Annotated in this window: 18 protein-coding genes; 7 read left to right on the plus strand and 11 right to left on the minus strand. The window is 69.0% G+C overall.

Annotation, left to right across the window (positions count from 1 at the left end; genetic code table 11):
* Window position 1 precedes the first annotated feature (1 nt).
* From FPV26_RS02350 to FPV26_RS02360, 3 genes are read right to left on the minus strand one after another with little or no spacing between them, the layout of a single operon-like run.
* Window positions 2-1996 carry an acetyl/propionyl/methylcrotonyl-CoA carboxylase subunit alpha gene (locus tag FPV26_RS02350; RefSeq protein WP_147652104.1) on the minus strand — a complete coding sequence of 665 codons (1995 nt, stop codon included), beginning with the start codon at window positions 1994-1996 and terminating at the stop codon, window positions 2-4.
* A gap of 45 nt (window positions 1997-2041) precedes the next feature.
* Window positions 2042-2425 (minus strand): GxxExxY protein, encoded by a 384-nt coding sequence (locus FPV26_RS02355; RefSeq protein WP_147652105.1) that lies wholly within the window; start codon window positions 2423-2425, stop codon window positions 2042-2044.
* 17 nt (window positions 2426-2442) lie between these two features.
* Window positions 2443-3225: an enoyl-CoA hydratase-related protein gene (locus FPV26_RS02360; RefSeq protein ID WP_147652106.1), complete on the minus strand. Its 783-nt coding sequence runs from the start codon at window positions 3223-3225 to the stop codon at window positions 2443-2445.
* 149 nt (window positions 3226-3374) lie between these two features.
* Here FPV26_RS02360 and FPV26_RS02365 point away from each other — a divergent pair, with 149 nt between their 5' ends.
* The 3 genes from FPV26_RS02365 to FPV26_RS02375 are packed head-to-tail and all read left to right on the plus strand — an operon-like array spanning window position 3375 to window position 5736.
* The gene (locus FPV26_RS02365) at window positions 3375-3632 is read left to right on the plus strand and encodes a FeoA family protein (RefSeq protein ID WP_147652107.1); all 258 of its coding nucleotides are present in this window, start codon (window positions 3375-3377) and stop codon (window positions 3630-3632) included.
* A complete protein-coding gene (gene feoB, locus FPV26_RS02370) occupies window positions 3629-5500 on the plus strand; it encodes a ferrous iron transport protein B (RefSeq protein WP_147652108.1) in 1872 nt (623 codons plus the stop codon). The genes FPV26_RS02365 and feoB overlap by 4 nt, the downstream gene beginning before the upstream one ends.
* A complete protein-coding gene (locus tag FPV26_RS02375) occupies window positions 5500-5736 on the plus strand; it encodes a DUF6587 family protein (RefSeq protein WP_147652109.1) in 237 nt (78 codons plus the stop codon). Before feoB ends, FPV26_RS02375 begins: the two co-directional genes overlap by 1 nt.
* A 3-nt stretch (window positions 5737-5739) precedes the next feature.
* Here the strand turns inward: FPV26_RS02375 and FPV26_RS02380 are convergent, their stop codons facing one another.
* From FPV26_RS02380 to FPV26_RS02415, 8 genes are all read right to left on the minus strand, one after another.
* On the minus strand, window positions 5740-6096 hold the full coding sequence (locus FPV26_RS02380; RefSeq protein WP_147652110.1) for a hypothetical protein: 357 nt from the start codon (window positions 6094-6096) through the stop codon (window positions 5740-5742).
* A complete protein-coding gene (locus FPV26_RS02385; protein ID WP_147652111.1) occupies window positions 6093-6578 on the minus strand; it encodes a bactofilin family protein in 486 nt (161 codons plus the stop codon). Before FPV26_RS02385 ends, FPV26_RS02380 begins: the two co-directional genes overlap by 4 nt.
* A 109-nt stretch (window positions 6579-6687) precedes the next feature.
* Entirely contained in the window at window positions 6688-8295 is a 1608-nt protein-coding gene (locus tag FPV26_RS02390) for a carboxyl transferase domain-containing protein (RefSeq protein ID WP_147652112.1), read from the minus strand.
* Window positions 8296-8444: 149 nt separating this feature from the next.
* The gene (locus tag FPV26_RS02395) at window positions 8445-8720 is read right to left on the minus strand and encodes a hypothetical protein (RefSeq protein ID WP_147652113.1); all 276 of its coding nucleotides are present in this window, start codon (window positions 8718-8720) and stop codon (window positions 8445-8447) included.
* Between the two features lie 214 nt (window positions 8721-8934).
* Window positions 8935-9276 carry a hypothetical protein gene (locus FPV26_RS02400; RefSeq protein ID WP_147652114.1) on the minus strand — a complete coding sequence of 114 codons (342 nt, stop codon included), beginning with the start codon at window positions 9274-9276 and terminating at the stop codon, window positions 8935-8937.
* Between the two features lie 134 nt (window positions 9277-9410).
* Window positions 9411-10586: a thiolase family protein gene (locus FPV26_RS02405; protein ID WP_147652115.1), complete on the minus strand. Its 1176-nt coding sequence runs from the start codon at window positions 10584-10586 to the stop codon at window positions 9411-9413.
* Between the two features lie 291 nt (window positions 10587-10877).
* A complete protein-coding gene (locus FPV26_RS02410; RefSeq protein WP_147652116.1) occupies window positions 10878-12035 on the minus strand; it encodes an isovaleryl-CoA dehydrogenase in 1158 nt (385 codons plus the stop codon).
* A 160-nt stretch (window positions 12036-12195) separates the two neighbouring features.
* On the minus strand, window positions 12196-13299 hold the full coding sequence (locus FPV26_RS02415) for a Glu/Leu/Phe/Val dehydrogenase dimerization domain-containing protein (protein ID WP_147652117.1): 1104 nt from the start codon (window positions 13297-13299) through the stop codon (window positions 12196-12198).
* Window positions 13300-13536: 237 nt separating this feature from the next.
* On the opposite strand from FPV26_RS02415, the gene FPV26_RS02420 reads away from it, so the two are divergent.
* The 4 genes from FPV26_RS02420 (at window position 13537) to FPV26_RS12595 (ending at window position 19253) form a co-directional block, all read left to right on the plus strand.
* Window positions 13537-17019: a methylmalonyl-CoA mutase family protein gene (locus FPV26_RS02420; protein WP_147652118.1), complete on the plus strand. Its 3483-nt coding sequence runs from the start codon at window positions 13537-13539 to the stop codon at window positions 17017-17019.
* A 61-nt stretch (window positions 17020-17080) separates the two neighbouring features.
* On the plus strand, window positions 17081-18661 hold the full coding sequence (locus tag FPV26_RS02425; protein WP_147652119.1) for an ORC-CDC6 family AAA ATPase: 1581 nt from the start codon (window positions 17081-17083) through the stop codon (window positions 18659-18661).
* A 137-nt stretch (window positions 18662-18798) separates the two neighbouring features.
* Complete coding sequence (locus tag FPV26_RS02430) at window positions 18799-19077, plus strand: hypothetical protein (protein WP_147652120.1); 279 nt, start codon at window positions 18799-18801, stop codon at window positions 19075-19077.
* Window positions 19078-19103: 26 nt separating this feature from the next.
* Entirely contained in the window at window positions 19104-19253 is a 150-nt protein-coding gene (locus FPV26_RS12595) for a hypothetical protein (RefSeq protein ID WP_181952537.1), read from the plus strand.
* The last annotated feature ends 418 nt before the right edge of the window (window positions 19254-19671 follow it).

The following is a 19671-nucleotide window of genomic DNA, read 5'->3' on the forward strand; positions in this document are numbered from 1 at the left end:
GTCATGCCTCCAGCGTCACCAGCACCGCGTCGGCCTCGACGAAGTCGCCGGGCGCGGCGCGCACCTCGGCGATGCTGCCGTCGCGCGGGGCCTTCAGGCTCAACTCCATCTTCATCGCCTCGATCACGAGCACTTCGTCGCCGGCGCGGACCGGGTCGCCGGGACGGGCCCGGACCAGGACGACGCGGCCGGGCATCGGCGCGCGGATGCGGTCTTCGCCCCCTGCGCTCCCCCCGGACTGCCGACGATACACCTCCACGGGCTCCAGCCGCAGCCGGCGTTCGCCGTCGTGGATCATGACCCGGTGCGGGTCGCTGTCCACCCGGAAGCGGCGCCCGCGGCCGTCCAGGCGCAGGCTCAGCGCGTCGCCCTCGATCCGGGCCCCGTTCACCACGACGTCGTGCCCGGCGTGCTCGATCCGGTAGTCGCCGCCGCTGCCGTGCGCCACCAGCGCCAGCGGCGCGCCGCGGTGCACGAACGCCAGCTCGCGCTTGCCGGCATGGCCCAGCCGCCAGCCGTCGGCCAGCGCCCAGGGCGAGTGCGGGTCGCCCGAGCCGGCCGCGCGTTCGCGCGCGGCGCGCTCCTGGGCCAGCAGCTGCGCGACCGCGGCGGCGAGCAGCAGGTCCGGATCCACCTCCGCGGCGGGCATGAACTCGTCGAGGTGGCGGTCCAGGTAGCCGGTGTCGATGCTGGCCCCGACCACCGCCGGATGCCGGACCAGGCGTTCCAGGAACTCGACGTTCGACTTCGGCCCGCCGATCTCGCACTCGGCCAGCGCCTCGCGCAGGCGCGCCAGCGCGCGCGGGCGGTCGGCGTCGTGCACGATGAGCTTGGCGATCATCGGGTCGTAGAAGATCGTGACCGTGTCGCCCTCGACCACGCCCGAGTCCACCCGCACGTGCGCCGACGGCGCCGGCAGGCGCAGGCGCTCGAGCCGGCCCGAGCCAGGCAGGAAGCCGGCGTCCGGATCCTCGGCATAGACCCGCACCTCGATCGCGTGGCCCTGCTGCCGCACCTGCTCCTGCCGCAGCGGCAGCGGCTCGCCGGCGGCGACGCGCAGCTGCCATTCGACCAGGTCCAGCCCGCTCACCAGTTCGGTGACCGGATGCTCGACCTGCAGGCGGGTGTTGATCTCCATGAAGTAGAACGCGCCGTCCGGGGCGACGATGAACTCGACCGTGCCGGCGTTGACGTAACCGATCGCCTGCGCGGCCTTGACCGCGGCCTCGCCCATCGCCGCGCGCAGCTCCGGGGTCAGGAACGGCGAGGGCGATTCCTCGATGACCTTCTGGTAGCGGCGCTGCGCCGAGCACTCGCGCTCGTTGAGGTGGATGACGTTGCCGTGGACGTCGCCGAACACCTGGAACTCGATGTGGCGCGGCTGGCCGATGTAGCGCTCCAGCAGCACCCGGTCGCGGCCGAACGCGCCCGCGGCCTCGCGCTGGCAGCTCTCCAGGCTGGCCATGAATTCGTCCAGCACGCGCACCACGCGCATGCCCTTGCCGCCACCGCCGTGCGCGGCCTTGATCATCAGCGGGAAGCCGATCCGCGCCGCCTCCCGCGCCAGCGTCTCCGGCGACTGATCGGTGCCGTTGTAGCCCGGCACCACCGGCACCCCGGCGGCCTGCATCAGCTCCTTGGCCCCGGCCTTGCTGCCCATCTTGCGCATCGAGGCCGCCTTCGGCCCGATGAACACCAGGCCCGCGGCCTCGACCGCGTCGGCGAAATCGGCGTTCTCGCTCAGGAACCCGTAGCCGGGATGGATGGCCCGCGCCCCGGTCTGCCTGGCGACCTCGATGATCGCCTCGCCGCGCAGGTACGACTCCTGCGGCCGCGGGCCGCCGATGCAGTACGCCTCGTCGGCCTGGCGCACGTGCTGCGCGTCGGCGTCGGCCTCCGAATACACCGCGACGGTGCGGATGCCGAGCCGGCGGCAGGTGCGGATCACGCGGCAGGCGATCTCGCCGCGGTTGGCGATCAGGATCTTGTCGAACATGTCTGTTTTATGGCCACGGATTTGCACGGATGGGCACGGATCAGGCTATCCGAAGATGAGGCGCTTGAATTGCGGGCGTGGGCCGAAATTGAGCAGCAATCCGACGCTCTTGCCAGTGGCTTTCAAGTAATTCAGCAATTGCGCCATGTGTGCCTGATTCAGCGTGGCCGCGGCCTTCACCTCGACGACCAGCGCTTTTTCAATGAGCAGGTCGGCCCGATATTCGCCGACCACTGCGCCGCGGAAATGGACTCGAATCGGGCTTTGCCGCTCGACGGCCAGCCCGCATTGGGAAATTGCGATGGCCATGGCGTTTTCATAGACATTTTCCAGGAACCCCGCTCCCAGTTCGTTGTAGACAGCGTAGAACGCGCCGATGACCTGTTCCGTCAGATCTTGATGAAGCAGTCTTGCCTTATCCGTGTTCATCCGTGGCTGAAGATGCCTTACGCGGTCCAGTGCGGCTTGCGCTTGTCGAGGAAGGCACCGATGCCTTCCTGGCCTTCGGGGGAGACGCGCAGCCGGGCGATCAGGGCGGCGTTGTCGGCGTCGAGGCGGTCGCGGTCGGTCCCGGCGGCGACGCGGCGCACCAGTGCCTTGGCGCCGGCAGCGGCGAGCGGGCCGGCCTTGAGCAGCAGCTCCACCTGGCGCTGCACCGCCGAGTCGAGCGCGGTGGCGTTGACCACGGCGTGGAGCAGGCCGATGCGGCAGGCCTCGGCGGCGTCGAAGGTTTCGGCGGTGGCGAACCAGCGTCGCGCCTGGCGCGGGCCGATCGCGGCGATCACGTAGGGGGAGATCACCGCCGGCAGCAGGCCCAGGCGGCTCTCGGTCAGGCCGAACCTGGCCTCCTGCGCGCCGATGGCGATGTCGCAGCACGCCACCAGGCCCACGCCGCCGCCGAAGGCCGCGCCGTGCACGCGGGCGATGGTGGGCTTGGGCAGCTCGTCCAGGGTCCGCATCAGCCGGGCCAGGGCGAGCGCGTCGGCGCGGTTCTCGGCCTCGCCGGCGGCGGCCATGCCGCGCATCCAGTGGAGATCCGCGCCGGCGGAGAACGAGGGCCCGGCGCCTTCCAGGACCACCACCCGCACCGCGGGGTCGGCGGCGAGCGCCTCGAGCGCCTCGGTCAGCGCCGCGATCAGCGCGGCGTCGAAGGCGTTGTGCAGTTCCGGCCGGTTCAGGCGCAGGCGCGCCACCGCGCCCTCGCGTTCCAGCAGCAGCGGTGCGGTCATCGCGGAAATCCGAGGGGAAAGTCGCGGAATGATAGCGGGGCGGGGGAGACGGACGGCGTCCGCGACGGCGCCGGCGGGGACGGGCGGCAGCGGTCGCCGGGGCCCGGCCCTGCTAGAATCGAGAATCGTTCCCATTTGGATTTCCGCCCGTGAGGCTGACCGAACTGCCGCGACGCACCAGCGCGATCGTCGAGGGCGTCGAGGAACGCGCGCCCAACGACGGCATCGCCCGGCGCCTGCGCGAACTCGGCTTCGTCGCCGGAGAGGCGGTGGAGGTGATGGCGGCCGGCCCGTTCGGCGCCGAGCCGCTGCTGGTGCAGGTCGGCTACACCCGCTTCGCGCTGCGCCGCGCGGAGGCCGAGCGGGTGCGGATCCGGCCGGTGGCGACCGCGGAGGCCGCCGCATGAGCACCGCCGCGCTGCCGCGCATCGCCCTGGTCGGCAACCCCAACTGCGGCAAGACCGCGCTGTTCAACCAGCTCACCGGCAGCCGGCAGAAGGTCGCCAATTACGCCGGCGTCACCGTCGAGCGCAAGGAAGGGCGCCTGGTCGCGCCCTCCGGCCGCAGCTACGCCGTGCTCGACCTGCCGGGCGCCTACAGCCTGCACGCCGCCAGCCTGGACGAGGCCATCACCCGCGACCTGTGCCGCGGCTTCTATCCGGGCGAGCCGGTGCCGGACGTGATCGTGTGCGTGGTGGACGCCACCAACCTGCGCCTGCACCTGCGCTTCGCGCTGGAAGTGCGCGAGCTGGGCAAGCCGATGGTGGTGGCGGTGAACATGATGGATACGGCGCGGCGGCGCGGGATCGAGATCGACCTGCCCGCCCTGGAGCGCGAGCTCGGGGTGCCGGTGGTGCCGACGGTGGCGGTGCGCAAGCACGGCGCGCGCGAGCTGGTGGCGATGCTGGAGCGGGTCGTGGAACGCCCGCACGAACCGCGCCGGCACTTTTCCGGCGGCGACGGCGCGCTCGACGTGGACACGCTGCATGCCGAGACCCGGCGCCTGCTGGCGCTGGCCGTGCGCATGCCGCGGCGCACCGCCGAGGTGGACGACGCGCTCGACCGCGTGCTGCTGCACCCGGTGTTCGGCCTGGCGATCCTGGCGGTGGTGATGTTCCTGATCTTCCAGGCCGTGTACGCCTGGGCCACGCCGCTGATGGACCTGATCGACGCCGGCGCCGCCGCCCTCGCCGAGGCCGCGCGTGGCGCGCTGCCGGAAGGGCCGCTGGCCAGCCTGATCGCCGACGGCATCATCGCCGGCGTCGGCAGCGTGGTGGTGTTCCTGCCGCAGATCCTGATCCTGTTCGCCTTCATCCTCGCGCTGGAGGAGTCCGGCTACCTGCCGCGCGCGGCGTTCCTGCTCGACCGGCTGATGTTCCGCGCCGGCCTGTCCGGGCGTTCGTTCATCCCGCTGCTGTCGAGCTTCGCCTGCGCCGTGCCCGGGATCATGGCCACGCGCTCGATCCAGGATCCGCGCGACCGCCTGGCCACGATCCTGGTCGCGCCGCTGATGACCTGCTCGGCGCGGCTGCCGGTGTACGCGCTGCTGATCGGCGCGTTCATTCCCGCGCAACCGGTGGGCTGGTTCAACCTGCAGGGGCTGGTGCTGTTCGCGCTGTACACGGCCGGCATCCTCAGCGCGCTGGCGGTGGCCTGGGTGATGAAGCGTTGGCGCCGCGACAAGGGCGAGCACGCGCTGCTGCTGGAGCTGCCGTCCTACCGCCTGCCGCATCCGCGCGACCTGGCGATCGGGCTGTGGGAGCGGGCGATGATCTTCCTCAAGCGCGTGGGCGGGATCATCCTCGCGCTGACGATCCTGCTGTGGTTCCTGCTCTCGTTCCCGGCGCCGCCGCCGGACGCGGTCGGGCCGGCGATCGACTACAGTTTCGCCGGCCGCATCGGCCGGGCGCTGGCGGTGGTGTTCGCGCCGCTGGGCTTCAACTGGCAGATCTGCATCGCGCTGATCCCGGGCATGGCCGCGCGTGAAGTCGCGGTGGCGTCGCTGGCCACGGTGTACGCGCTCTCGGCGCCCGACGACGAGGCCGCGGCGCAGGCGCTGGCGCCGGTGATCGCCGCCGACTGGTCGCTGGCCACCGCGCTGGCGCTGCTGGTGTGGTTCATCTACGCACCGCAGTGCATCTCCACCCTGGCCACGATCAAGCGCGAGACCGGCTCGTGGAAGCAGGTGGGCATCGCCGCCGGCTACCTGTTCGGCCTGGCCTACCTGATGTCCCTGCTCACCTACCAGCTCGCCGTGGCGCTGGGAGGCGGCTGATGGACGGACTGCTGCTCCTGCAGTACGTCGTGATCGGGCTGGCGGTCGCAGCCAGTGCCCTCTACGTCGTCCGGCGCCAGTTCCCGAACGCGGTGCGCGCCTTGCGCCTGGCCTGCGCCGCGCCGCTGGTGCGCGAGCGGCGCGCGCCGTGGCTGCGCGCGCTCGGGCGCCGGATCGCGCCGGCGCCGAAGCTTGCGGGCGAGGGCACCTGCGGCGGCTGCAACAAGTGCGGCTGAGGGTCAGTGCCGCGTGCGGCGCTTGCCGGCCGGCACCGGCTTCGCCTCGACGGTCACGCTGAAGCTGCGCGATTCGCCGGGGAACAGCGCGCCCACCCCGACCACGTGGCGGCCGATCTCCTCGCCGCGTTCGTTGCGGATCGCGACCACCATCGTGTACTCGAAGGCGTGCTCCTCGGGCGCCTGGATCGTGCCCTCGACCTGGAGCGGCGAGAACTTCGCCGCCGCAGTCTCGGCCGGGGCTTCATAGCGCAGGTGGCCACGGCACGCCGGACAGACCGCCGCGCTTTCCAGGATGGTGGCCTTGCAGTGCGGGCAGGTGCGGGTGGCGCCCGCGGTGCCCGGGCGCGCGGCGCTCATGTGCCGCCGCCGGCCTCCGCCTTGGACTTGCCGTCCCAGCCGAACTCGACCGTACCGCGCATGCGCGAACCCGGGGCGATGCTGACGGTGCCGGCCTTGAGGTCGCCGGTCAGCGTGCCGCTCTGCTGCAGCTCCACCTGCTGCGCCGACTCGACGTTGCCCTCGAGTTCGCCGGCGATGATGATCTTCTGCGCGCGCACGCCGCCGGTGACCTTGGCGCCCTGCTCGATGGTGAGGTTGCCCTGCACACTGATGTCGCCCTTGAACTTGCCGGCGATGCGCACGTGGCCCGCGCCTTCGATCTTGCCCTCGATGGTGAGGTCGGCGGCGATCAGCGATTCCTTGCCCTGCGGCTCGGCCGCGCGGCTCGACGCGGGGGCGGCGGGCGGGGTGGCGATCTCCTGGATCGGCGGGGCGTCGAAGCGGGCCGGTTCGGGGCTGGCGGGCTTGGCGGCAGGGGTCTGATCTTTCCAGATGGCCATGGGCGGGCTCCGGCGAACGGGGGGCCTCCGAGGCTAGCACCGCTTCACGCCGCCTCGACAGTCCCCTTCAGCCGGCGGACAGCCAGGCCCCGTTCATCCGTGCCGCCGGTCACATCCGGAACACGCCGAAGCGCCCGCGCTCGATCGGGGCGTTCAGCGCCGCCGACAATCCCAGCCCCAGCACGCGCCGGGTGTCGGCCGGGTCGATGATGCCGTCGTCCCACAGCCGGGCGGTGGCGTACCAGGGGCTGCCCTGGGTCTCGTACTGCTCGCGGATCGGGGCCTTGAAGGCTTCCTCCTCCTCCGCGCTCCAGTGGCCGCCGGCGGCCTCGATGCCGTCGCGCTTGACCGTGGCCAGCACGCTCGCCGCCTGCTCGCCGCCCATCACGCTGATGCGCGCGTTCGGCCACATCCACAGGAAGCGCGCGCCGTAGGCGCGGCCGCACATCGCGTAATTGCCGGCACCGAAGCTGCCGCCGATCACCACGGTGAACTTGGGCACGTGCGAGCACGCCACCGCGGTCACCATCTTCGCCCCGTCCTTGGCGATGCCGGCGTTCTCGTACTTCCTGCCGACCATGAAGCCGGTGATGTTCTGCAGGAACACCAGCGGCACGTCGCGCTGGTTGCACAGCTCGATGAAGTGCGCGCCCTTGAGCGCGCTCTCCGAGAACAGGATGCCGTTGTTGGCCACGATCCCGACCGGGTAGCCGTGGATGTGGGCAAAGCCGGTGACCAGGGTCTTGCCGTAGCGCGCCTTGAACTCCTGGAACTCGCTGCCGTCCACGATCCGCGCGATCACCTCGCGGATGTCGAACGGACGGCGGGTGTCCTGCGGCACGATCCCGTACAGCTCGCTGGCGGGGTAGAGCGGCTCGCGCGGCGGCTGCACCGCCACCGGCAGGGCCTTGCGCCGGTTGAGGTGGGCGACGATGTCGCGGGCGATCTGCAGCGCGTGGCGGTCGTCCTCGGCGAAGTGGTCGGCCACGCCGGACACCGTGGTGTGGACCTCGGCGCCGCCCAGCGCCTCGGCGTCCACCACCTCGCCGGTGGCCGCCTTCACCAGCGGCGGGCCGCCGAGGAAGATCGTGCCCTGTTCCTTGACGATGACGCTCTCGTCGCACATCGCCGGCACGTAGGCACCGCCGGCGGTGCAACTGCCCATCACCACCGCGATCTGCGGGATGTTCTCCGCGCTCAGCCGCGCCTGGTTGTAGAAGATGCGGCCGAAGTGCTCCTTGTCCGGGAACACCTCGTCCTGCAGCGGCAGGAACGCGCCGCCGGAATCCACCAGGTACACGCACGGCAGGCGGTTCTCGCGCGCAATCTCCTGCGCGCGCAGGTGCTTCTTCACCGTCATCGGGAAATAGGTGCCGCCCTTGACCGTGGCGTCGTTGGCCACGACCACCACCTCCTGGCCGTGCACGCGGCCGATGCCGGTGACGATGCCGGCGCCGGGCGCGGCGCCGTCGTACATGCCCTCGGCGGCCAGCGGCGAGAGCTCCAGGAACGGCGAGCCCGGGTCGAGCAGGGCGGCGATGCGGTCGCGCACCAGCAGCTTGCCGCGCTCGGTGTGCCTGGCCCGCGCCTTGGCCCCGCCGCCTTCCGCCGCGCGCGCCAGGCGGACATCCAGCTCCTCGACCAGGCCGCGGTGGTAGGCGGCGTTGTCCAGGAATTCGGCGGAACGCGGGTCGATGTGCGTGGACAGGACGGGCATGGCAGGCGCGACGGGATGAATGCGACAGGATAACCGCTGCGTCGCGGCGCCCGGAGCGCCGCGCGTGAGCGGGGAGCCTCGAAACGGGGAGCCGGAAAAGGAAAGACCCGCCGAAGCGGGTCTTTCCGGACAGCCTGGAAAGGCTGGAATTACTGCTGCGGCTGCTCTTCGGCCGGAGCAGCGGCTTCCTCGGCCGGAGCGGCCTCGCCTTCGGCAGGAGCAGCGCCCTCAGCCGGGGCGGCCTCGGCCGGAGCAGCCTCGGCCGGAGCGGCCTCGGCCGGAGCAGCCTCGGCCGGAGCAGCCTCGGCCGGAGCAGCCTCGGCGGCCGGAGCGGCCTCTTCGGCCGGAGCGGCGGCTTCTTCCTTCTTGCAGGCCGCCAGAGCAAGGACGCCGGCGGCGAGGAGGACGTAAAGCTTCGTGTTCATGTTCTCTCCTGAGGAGTTGTCTGAAAAAACGCGGAAAGTCAGGCAACGCCAGTGCTCGCGGCAGTCCGGCTTTTGGGGCCGGCGTCATTCGTTCACTGACTACTGCAGTTCACTACCAGGGGTACTGCGGACTACATGAAAAAGCCGCCAAACGAACCGGCGGCTTTTTCATTGTAACAACTAATTCAGCAGGGTGAAGGGGCCCTTAACCGAATCAGTTCTTGGCCGGGGCGGCCTCTTCGGCGGCCTGCTGCGCCTGCTCGGCCGCGTCGGCGGCCTGCTCGGCGGCATCGGCGGCGGCGTCGGCGGTACCGGCGTCGCCGGCGGCGGCAGCGGCGTCGGCCGCGGTGGCGGCGGCGTCGGCAGCAGCGGCGGCGGTGTCGGCAGCGGCCTGGGCGGCGTCGGCGGTGGCCTCACCCGCGGCGTCGGCAGCCTGCTGGGCTTCGCCGGCGGCCTCGGCAGCCTCGGCGGCCGAGTCGGCAGCCTGCTGCTGGTTGGTGCACGCGGCCAGGGCGAAGCCCAGGGCCAGGGCGAGCAGAGCCTTGTTCAGGGACATGGTCGTCGTTTCCTCGTCGTTGAGTTTGGCAACGCGCAGCGCGCGCGTCCGTACCATCATGACAAGCCGTTGTCGCGTGTCAAGACGGGTGGCCGGATTGTTCCCCCGGCTGCGTTAAAACGCCGTCACAGGGGTCAGGCCAGTTCGATCGCGACCGCCGTGGCCTCGCCGCCGCCGATGCACAGCGAGGCCACGCCCCGCTTGCCGCCGCGGGCGCGCAGGGCGTGCAGCAGCGTGACCAGCAGGCGGGCGCCGCTGGCGCCGATCGGATGGCCGAGGGCGCAGGCGCCGCCGTTGACGTTGATCTTCGCGTGCGGGATGCCGAGCTCCTTGATCGGAGCCATCGCCACGCAGGCGAAGGCCTCGTTGACCTCGAACAGGTCCACGTCGCCCGCCTGCCAGCCGGCCTTCTTCAGCACATTGGCGATCGCCGTGACGGGGGCGGTGGTGAACCACTCCGGGGCCTGCGAGTGGGTGGCGTGGGCGACGATGCGCGCCAGCGGCGCCAGGCCGCGGCGGCCGGCTTCCTCGGCGGACATCAGCACCAGCGCGGCGGCGCCGTCGGAGATCTTGGACGAGGACGCGGCGGTGATGGTGCCGTCCTTCTTGAACGCCGGGCGCAGGCCTGGGATCTTGGCCAGGTCGCAGCGCGCGGGCTCCTCGTCGGTGTCCACGACGACCTCGCCCTTGCGGCCGGCGACCGTGACCGGAACGATCTCGGCCTTGAACGCGCCGCTCTGCTGCGCGGCGACGGCGCGGCGCACCGACTCGGCCGCGAACGCATCCAGCTCCTCGCGGGTGAAGCCCAGCTTCTCCACGCACATCTCGCCGAACACGCCCATGGCCTGCTTGTCGTAGGGGTTGGTCAGGCCGTCCCAGGCCATGTGGTCGAGCATCTCGGCGCTGCCGTAGCGGATGCCGGTGCGCGCGTTGTTGAGCAGGTGCGGGGCGTTGGTCATGGACTCCATGCCGCCGGCGATGACGACCGAGGCCGAGCCGGCCTTGATCGCGTCATGGCCGACCATCACCGCCTTCATGCCCGAACCGCAGACCTTGTTGAGGGTGGTGCAGCCGGCCGAGGTGGGGATCCCGGCGGCGATCGCGGCCTGGCGAGCGGGCGCCTGGCCCAGGCCGGCGGGGAGCACGCAGCCCATGATGACCTCGTCCACCTGGTCGGGTGCCAGGCCGGCCTGCTGCAGCGCGCCGCGGATCGCCGCTGCGCCGAGGGTGGGGGTGGGGACGCCGGTGAACTGGCCAAGGAAAGAACCGATCGCGGTGCGCTTGGCGCCGACGATGACGATGTCGGACATGCTGGGCTCCAGAGGCGGAAGGGGCCGGCGCGGCGGCCGGAACAACCGGATTATGGCGCGGATCGGGACGGAATGCTGCGGTGCGGCATGAGCACGCGCCGTTGCGCGGTCAGCCGCGGCGGGGCAGGACGTACCGAGCGCGGCCGCGCTCGGGCCTCACCGCCGGGCGGAAGCCGCGCGGCTCGAACAGCGCCGGCACGCCGGTTCGGACGCGGGCCCCGGCCCGGCGTTCGCCGGGGCGGCAACCAGCCCGCAGGCACCCTTGTGGCCGGGCAGGGCCGCCCTCGTGGCTCAGGCGCGGCCCTCGAACAACTCGCGCCCGATCAGCATGCGCCGGATCTCGTTGGTGCCGGCGCCGATCGCGTACAGCTTGGCGTCGCGCAGGATGCGTCCGGTCGGGTATTCGTTGATGTAGCCGTTGCCGCCCAGCGCCTGGATCGCCTCCAGCGCCACCTGCACGGCAGCCTCGGAGGCGTGCAGCAGGCAGGCGGCGGCGTCCACCCGCGAGGCGTGGCCGGCGTCGTAGTCGCGTGCCACCTGGTAGGCGAACGCGCGGCTGGACTGCAGCGCGGTGTACATGTCGGCGATCTTGGCCTGCATGATCCCGAACGTGCCGATCGGCGCGTCGAACTGGCGCCGCTCGCGCACGTACGGCAGGACCACGTCCATCGCCGCCTGCATCAGCCCCAGCGGGCCGCCGGTGAGCACCAGGCGCTCGGTGTTCAGGCCGCGCATCAGCACCTTCACGCCCTGGTTGACCTCGCCGAGCACGTTCTCCTCGGGGATCTCGCAATCCTCGAACACCAGTTCGCAGGTGTTGGAGCCGCGCATGCCGAGCTTGTCCAGCTTCTGCGCGGTGGAAAAGCCCTTCATGCCGCGCTCGACGATGAAGGCGGTGATGCAGCGGCTGCCGGCCTCCTTGCCCGCGGTGCGCATGTAGACGATCAGCACGTCGGCCTCGGGGCCGTTGGTGATCCACATCTTGTTGCCGTTGGCCACCCACACGCCGCCGCGCTTCTCGGCGCGGCAGCTCATCGAGCCGACCACATCGGAGCCGGCGCCGGGCTCGCTCATCGCCAGCGCGCCCTTCCACTCGCCGCTGCACAGCCTGGGCAGGTACTTCTGCCGCTGCGCCTCGGTGCCGTTGGCGTACAGGTTGCTCACGCACAGGTTGGAGTGCGCACCGTAGCTCAGGCCCACCGAACCCGAGGCACGGGAGATCTCCTCCATCGCCACCAGGTGCGCGAGGTAGCCCATGTCGCTGCCGCCGTACTCGCCCGGCACGGTCATGCCGAGCAGGCCCATCTCGCCGAGCTTGGGCCACAGATCCTGCGGGAAGGCGTTGTCGTGGTCTATCTGCCCCGCGCGCGGCGCGATTTCGGCCTCGGCGAAGCGGCGCACGGCATCGCGCAGGGCGTCAATCTCCTCGCCGAGCGGGAACGGACGCATGTGGATGTTCCTCTTGCAGGTGACCGTGATATGCCCGGGGGAGCCCCCCCCCGAGTCAAGGGGGGCGCCGCGAAGCGGCGGGGGATGCGGAAGCCATGACCCGCGGCCCAAAGTTCCGCTGCGCGGAACTTTGGGGATTCATCGGGCATCGCCTGATGAATCAGTGGCCGCCGCGCATCCGGCCCAGGAAGCGCGGAGCGGTGCGGCCCATCGGCAGCTTGAGCTTGCCGATCGCGTTGATCCGCTCCTCGGCCATGCGGTCGGCGGCGAGGTAGGTCGGGATCCGGTCGCGCTCGGCGATCTCGAAGATGCGGCCGACATTGTGGTAGATGGTGCGCATCATGCGCATCGCGCGCTCGCGGTTGTAGCCGTCGATCTCGAGCGACACGTTCATCACGCCGCCCGCGTTCACCGCGTAGTCCGGCGCGTACAGGATGCCACGCTTCTCCACCTCCTCGCCGATCGCGTTGTTGGCGAGCTGGTTGTTGGCGGCGCCGCAGATGACCTTGGCCTTGAGCCGGGGCAGGGTCTTCTCGTTGACCGTGCCGCCGAGCGCGCACGGCGAGTACACGTCGGCCGGCACGTCGTAGATCTCGTCCACGCCCACGGCCTCGGCGCCGTACTCGGCCACGGCCTTGTCCACCAGCGCCTTGTTGATGTCGGTGACGAAGATCTTGGCGCCGCGCTCCTTGAGCAGCTTCACGAACTCCATGCCGACATGGCCCAGGCCCTGCACGGCGTAGGCGTACTTGCCGACCTCCTCGTTGCCGAACTTCCTGTTCAGCGCGGCCATCAGGCCCTGCAGGGTGCCGTAGGCGGTGAACGGGGAGGGGTCTCCGGAGCCGCCGTGGACCTGGTGCACGCCGGTCACGTACTCGGTCTCGCGGTACACGTACTCCATGTCGTTGACGTCGATGCCCACGTCCTCGGCGGTGATGTAACGGCCGCCGAGGGAGTCCACGCACTTGCCGAAGGCGCGGAACAGGGCCTCGGACTTGTCCCTGGCCGGGTCGCCGATGATGACCGCCTTGCCGCCGCCGATGTTCAGGCCCGCGACCGCGTTCTTGTAGGTCATGCCGCGCGACAGGCGCAGCACGTCGTCGAGGGCCTCCTGCTCGGTCTTGTACGGCCACATGCGGGTGCCGCCGAGGGCGGGGCCGAGCACAGTGTTGTGGATCGCGATGATGGCCTTCAGGCCCGCGTCCTTGTTGTGGCAGTACACGACCTGCTCGTGGCCGTAGGTGTCGAGGGTTTCGAAAATCATCGGAAGCTCCGGTCGGGCCGGTTTGCGCATCGCAAACGACGCCAACAAGGTGATGTAAGTCGTTGAATGGCTGGGAAACTGCGGCGCGGAGAACAGTGGGAGCCGGCGCCGCAGGCGCATTAGTTTAATGCAATCGAATGCAGCGGGCCGGCGGGAGGGGTTGGAGCCCCGGGGCGGAGCCGCTGGCCGGTTCCGTACAATCCCGTGTTGGCCCGCATCGCCCGAATGTCCGCGCCCATGAGCACCCCCGCCGCCCAGTTCCCCGCACCGCAGCCCGAGGCCAGCCCGCTGCGCTTCGTCACCGCCGCCAGCCTGTTCGACGGCCATGACGCGGCGATCAACATCATGCGCCGGCTGATCCAGGCCCAGGGCGCGGAGGTGATCCACCTCGGCCACAACCGCTCGGTGGAGGACGTGGTGCGCGCCGCGCTGCAGGAGGACGCCGACGCCATCGCGGTGTCGTCCTACCAGGGAGGGCACATGGAGTACTTCAAGTACATGGTGGACATGCTGCGCGAGCGCGGCGCGTCCCACATCCGCGTGTTCGGCGGCGGCGGCGGCACGATCACGCCGGAGGAGATCCGCGAGCTGCAGGCCTACGGCGTGGAGCGCATCTACCATCCCAACGACGGCATGCACATGGGGCTGGTGGCGATGATCGAGGACGTGGTCCGCCGCGCCGAGGCCGCGCGCGCCACGCGGCCGGCGGGCGCCATCGCCGCCGCGCCCCCTGCGCTCGACGACGAGATCGCCGTCGGCCGGGTGCTCTCGGCGATCGAGGACGGCGCCCTCGCCGAGTCCGAGCTGGCCCACCTGCGCAAGCAGTGGCAGCTCGCCGGGGGCAAGACTCCGGTGGTCGGCATCACCGGCACCGGCGGCGCCGGCAAGTCCTCGGTGACCGACGAGCTGCTCAACCGCTTCCTGTCCTGCTTCCCGGAGATGCGCATCGCCGTGATCTCCGTGGATCCGACCCGCCGCCGCACCGGCGGCGCGCTGCTCGGCGACCGCATCCGCATGAACTCGCTGCGCTCCAGGCGCGTGTTCATGCGCTCGATGGCTACCCGCCGCCAGCACCTGGCCACCAACGCGGTGCTCAAGGACTGCATCGCGTTCCTGAAGTCGCTGGGCTGCGACCTGGTGATCGTGGAGACCGCCGGCATCGGCCAGTCCGACTCCGAGATCGTGGACCTGGTGGACTTCCCGATGTACGTGATGACCTCGGACTTCGGCGCGCCGAGCCAGCTCGAGAAGATCGACATGCTCGACTACGCCGAGCTGGTAGTGCTGAACAAGTACGACCGGCGCGGCGCCGAGGACGCCCTGCGCGACGTGCGCAAGCAGTGGAAGCGCAACCGCACCGCGTTCCAGCTCAAGGACGAGGAGATCCCGGTCTATCCCACCATCGCCAGCCAGTTCAACGATCCCGGCATCAGCTGGATGTTCGTGAACCTGTGCCGCCTGCTGCGCGAGAAGCTGGGCGTGGCCACGCCGCATTGCGACTTCGCCCCGCAGCTCGACACCTCGCTGAAGGAGCCGCGCGCGACGGTGCTGATCCCGGGCAACCGGATCCGCTACCTGGCCGAGATCGCCGAGCAGGGCAGGGCGATCAACCGCCGCATCGAGACCCAGGCCGAGATCGCCGCGCGCGCGCAGTCGTACTGGCAGGCGCTGCAGGCGCTGGGTGACGCCAGGCTGCCCAGGGCGCTCGAACTCTACGACGCGGGCGACCTCACCGAGGCCGCCGACCGCACCCTGCTCACCCTGCGCCAGCGCTACAACGACGCGCTCCAGTCCCTCGACGCCGAAGCCCTGCGCCTGCTGCGCGAATGGCCGCAGCGGCTGAAGTCCATCACCGACGAGTTCAACGAATACCAGGTCCGCGACAAGACCATCCGCGTCGAGAACTACCGCGAATCGCTCAGCCACCAGAAGATCCCCAAGATCGCCGCGCCGACCTGCCGGAGCTGGGGCGAGCTGCTGACCTTCCTGCAGAAGGAGAACCTGCCGGGCCACTACCCGTACACCGGCGGCGTGTACCCGTACCGCCGCACCGGCGAGGACCCGATCCGCATGTTCGCCGGCGAGGGCACGCCCGAGCGCACCAACCGCCGCTTCCACTACCTCAGCCTGGGCCAGCCGGCCGCGCGCCTGTCCACCGCCTTCGACAGCGTCACCCTCTACGGCGAGGATCCGGCCGAGCGCCCGGACATCTACGGCAAGATCGGCAACTCCGGCGTGTCCATCGCCACGCTGGACGACATGAAGAAGCTGTACTCCGGCTTCGACCTGTGCGCGCCCACCACCTCGGTCTCGATGACCATCAACGGCCCGGCGCCGATCATCCTGGCGATGTTCATGAACACCGCCGTGGACCAGCAGGTGGAGAAGTACCTGCGCGCCGACGGCGCCCGCTGGGAGGCCGCGCACGCCGCGATCGAGCGCCTGTTCGAGGGCCGGCAGCGCCCGCAGTACAGCGGCATGCTGCCGGAAGGCAACGACGGCCTGGGCCTGGCCCTGCTCGGCGTCACCGGCGACCAGCTGGTCGAGCCGGAGGTGTACGAGAAGATCAAGGCCGAGACCCTGAAGGTGGTGCGCGGCACGGTGCAGGCCGACATCCTCAAGGAGGACCAGGCGCAGAACACCTGCATCTTCAGCACCGAGTTCGCGCTGCGGATGATGGGCGACATCCAGCAGTCCTTCATTGACCGCAAGGTCCGCAACTTCTACTCGGTCTCGATCTCCGGCTACCACATCGCCGAGGCCGGCGCGAACCCGATCAGCCAGCTCGCCTTCACCCTGAGCAACGGCTTCACCATCGTCGAGTACTACCTGGCGCGCGGGATGAAGATCGACGACTTCGCGCCCAACCTGTCGTTCTTCTTCAGCAACGGCATGGACCCGGAGTACACGGTGATCGGCCGTGTCGCCCGCCGCATCTGGGCGCGCGCCATGCGCGAGCGCTACGGCGCCAACGAGCGCAGCCAGATGCTCAAGTACCACATCCAGACCTCCGGCCGCTCCCTGCACGCGCAGGAGATCCAGTTCAACGACATCCGCACCACGCTGCAGGCTCTCTACGCGCTGTTCGACAACTGCAACAGCCTGCACACCAACGCCTACGACGAGGCCATCACCACCCCCACCGAGGAATCGGTGCGCCGCGCGGTGGCCATCCAGATGATCATCAACAAGGAGCTGGGGCTGAACTTCTGCGAGAACCCCTGGCAGGGCAGCTTCATCGTGGATCGCCTCACCGACCTGGTGGAGGAGGCCGTGTACAGGGAGTTCGAAGCCATCTCCGAGCGCGGCGGCGTGCTCGGCGCCATGGACACCATGTACCAGCGCGGCAAGATCCAGGAAGAGAGCCTGTACTACGAGCAGAAGAAGCACGACGGCTCCCTGCCCATCATCGGCGTCAACACCTTCCTGCCGAAGGAGCACGCCGGCGACATCACCACCGAGATCGAGCTGATCCGCTCCACCGACGCCGAGAAGCGCCAGCAGATCGCCAACGTCCGTGCCTTCCAGCAGCTCCGCAACCCCCTCTCCCTCCCCTGCGCGCAGGGGAGGGCCGGGGAGGGGTTAACCTTCCTCCAGAAAACCGCCCGCGACCGCCGCAATGTGTTCGAGGCGCTGATGGAGGCGGTGAAGACGCATTCGCTGGGGCAGATCAGCCATGCGTTGTATGAGGTGGGTGGGGAGTACAGGCGGAATATGTAAACGCGCTGAGGCGACCCCGCGCCCAGGTTCTGAATACCAGCGGTAATGACAGGAGGCGGCAGTGCTTGGCGATCCCCAGCTGATGCGTGCAGTGTCACGCATTAACCAGCGTTCCGAGCGGCAAGACGATCTAAACAAGCTCATCGAAACGTATGTGGATGTTGGCTTGCTGCCACAGCTCGACAACCGTAACCACCAGGTCTTCTACGGTCGACGTGGTACTGGCAAGACCCACGTGATGAAAGTGCTGGAAAGCACTTTGGCGGAAGATGCCCGGAGGACCGTGGTCTATATCGACTGCCGCACGCTCGGCAGTTCTAGCCAGTTTTCCGACGCGGAACTGCCGATGGGGCGTCGCTGTCTGGCGTTGTTCAAAGACATTCTTCTGATGACGTCAGATGCGCTTTTGGAGCACATCGCTGAGGCTCCAAGTGCTAGGGCCGATCAGGCGCTTGAGGCCTTGGCAGCGCTCGGGGAAGTCATCGCTGAGCCCGTCAAGAAGTACGTGGAGCAGGAGTACAGCGAGCAACATAGCGTCAATAGCGAAAATTCAGCGTCGATTGCTTCGAGCATGACGGCCTCACTCGACGCAGTGAGCGGAACATTTGGAGTCAACGCGGGCTACAAGGAGGGGAGTGCTGCTAGCGCGGCGACAAAGGGTGTGGTCCAGCAGGAGGACAAAATTATCTTCCCCGACCTCAATCGCACCCTGCAGGCAGTTCTCGAACTGGCCGACTCCGAGCTATTCCTCTTAATTGATGAGTGGTCGTCCCTTCCACTTGATATCCAGCCGTACTTGTCAGAGTTCATAAAGCGCGGACTTCTGCCCTTGGACAGGGTGACCGTGAAGATTTCGGCGCTTGAGTATCGATGCCGATTTACCGCTGCAAGCGATAACGGCGTCCTAGGGTTCGAACTCGGCGCCGATATTGCTACGGCGCCCGATTTGGACGACTACTACGTTTACGATCGCAACCCGGAACATCTGGCGCACATCTACGCTGACATGTTGCTTAGGCACTTGAGTTCCGAGTTGCCGGAAGGCTACATGCGAGACACGCATAGAGTGAGCGACGCGAAGCAGTTCGCATCGAGGGTCTTCACAGAGCGGGGCGTGTTTGCGGAGTTGGCTCGTGCGTCGGAGGGTGTGATTCGCGATCTGATCAACATTTTCACGAAGGCCTACTTCAACGCTCACCGACGCGGTCGCGAGAGTATCGACAAGCGAGCTGTGCTAGAGGCGGCGCAGCAGTGGTTCGAACAGGACAAATCGCAGCATCTAGATGACCAATTGCAGGAGGTCCTTTCTCGGATTGTCCATGAGGTGATTGGTGCGCGCCGTTCGAGGTCGTTCATGCTGCCGCGCGATCTTGAAAGGCATCCTGTGATTCAGCGACTTTTTGACGCGCGCGTTCTGCACCACATGCAGCGCGGATATGCAGACAAGGACAATCCAGGCGTTCGGTACAACATTTACTCCGTCGACTACGGAACGTACGTTGACCTTCTGGGAACTGCCAAGCAGCCGGATATGGGAATGGCGGAAGTAACAGGGGATGATACGCCTGCGGAAGCGGTTGTTCCCTTCGATGACAAGCGTAGTATTCGTCGGATCATTCTCGACGAATCCATCTTGCAGTGAGCGGAAATAGCCAGCGTAGCCCGGGTAAGCGAAGCGCACCCGGGGCTCTTCTTGCAACGACCGAGTAGGGCGGGTCTTCGACCCGCCGCCTCGCATCCGCGCTAGCCTATTGGCCTCTCGGAAGCAGGATTAAACGGATGAAAGCCACCGTCGTCGGTATCGTGACGCCGCATCTGCTGCGCGTGGTCGACCTCGCCAACGAAGCCGAGAAGGGCGTGAATGTGGACTGGCACCTGCGCGAGGCGGTGTCCAAGACCATGGGCGAGCTGGGCGAACAGTACAACGCGTCCGCATTGGTGGCGGCGTATGTCGAGGGTCTGGAGACCGCTGTACGCCAGGCACCGCGCACTCGTGCGGCGTACATCCGCGTCCTGCAGGCCGCGGCCGCTGCTGCGCGCAATCTCAGGCGCGATTGACGCGGGAGAAAAGGGACAGCTTCATCGTGGACCGTCTCACCGATCTGGTGGAGAAGGCCGTGTACAAGGCGTTCGAGATCATCTCCGCGCGCGGCGGCGTGCTCGGCGCCATGGACGCCATCGTCGGCCCCGGCACCGCCGGTCAGTGCAGCGCGTTGCTGCTTCGCCTTGCCTGAAGGGTTCCCGGCAGCCCGGGAGAACCTGCGCTGGGGCATCGAGCCTGGGGCCTGTCCGGCGGCGTGGCCGCGCCACGCCTGGTGGGGCCGATGCGCCGTGATTCGGCTGGCGCATCGGCCGTATCGGAATGGTCTGCAGCCCTCGGATGCGTTTCAGTCGCAGCTGACGGTCGGGTTCCAGTCCGCGAACAGACCATCGGGGTTGCCTCGCCAGAGCCAGACGTGCAACACCCAGGCTTGTACGGCGGGGTTGTAGTGGAAGGTTTCTCCGAACAGCTCGGGGACCGGACCGTAAGCGTCCGCTGCCCCCACCTACCCTCAGTCCCTGGTCTGTTGCAGGGTCATGCGCTTTCCAGCCGGGAGGGCGACGATGACGATGCAGGGCAAGCGGGAGCAGTGGGCGGAGCGGATTGCGGCC

The sequence above is a fragment of the Vulcaniibacterium gelatinicum genome (genome assembly GCF_008033445.1).
GTDB classification, from domain to species: Bacteria; Pseudomonadota; Gammaproteobacteria; order Xanthomonadales; family Xanthomonadaceae; genus Vulcaniibacterium_B; species Vulcaniibacterium_B gelatinicum.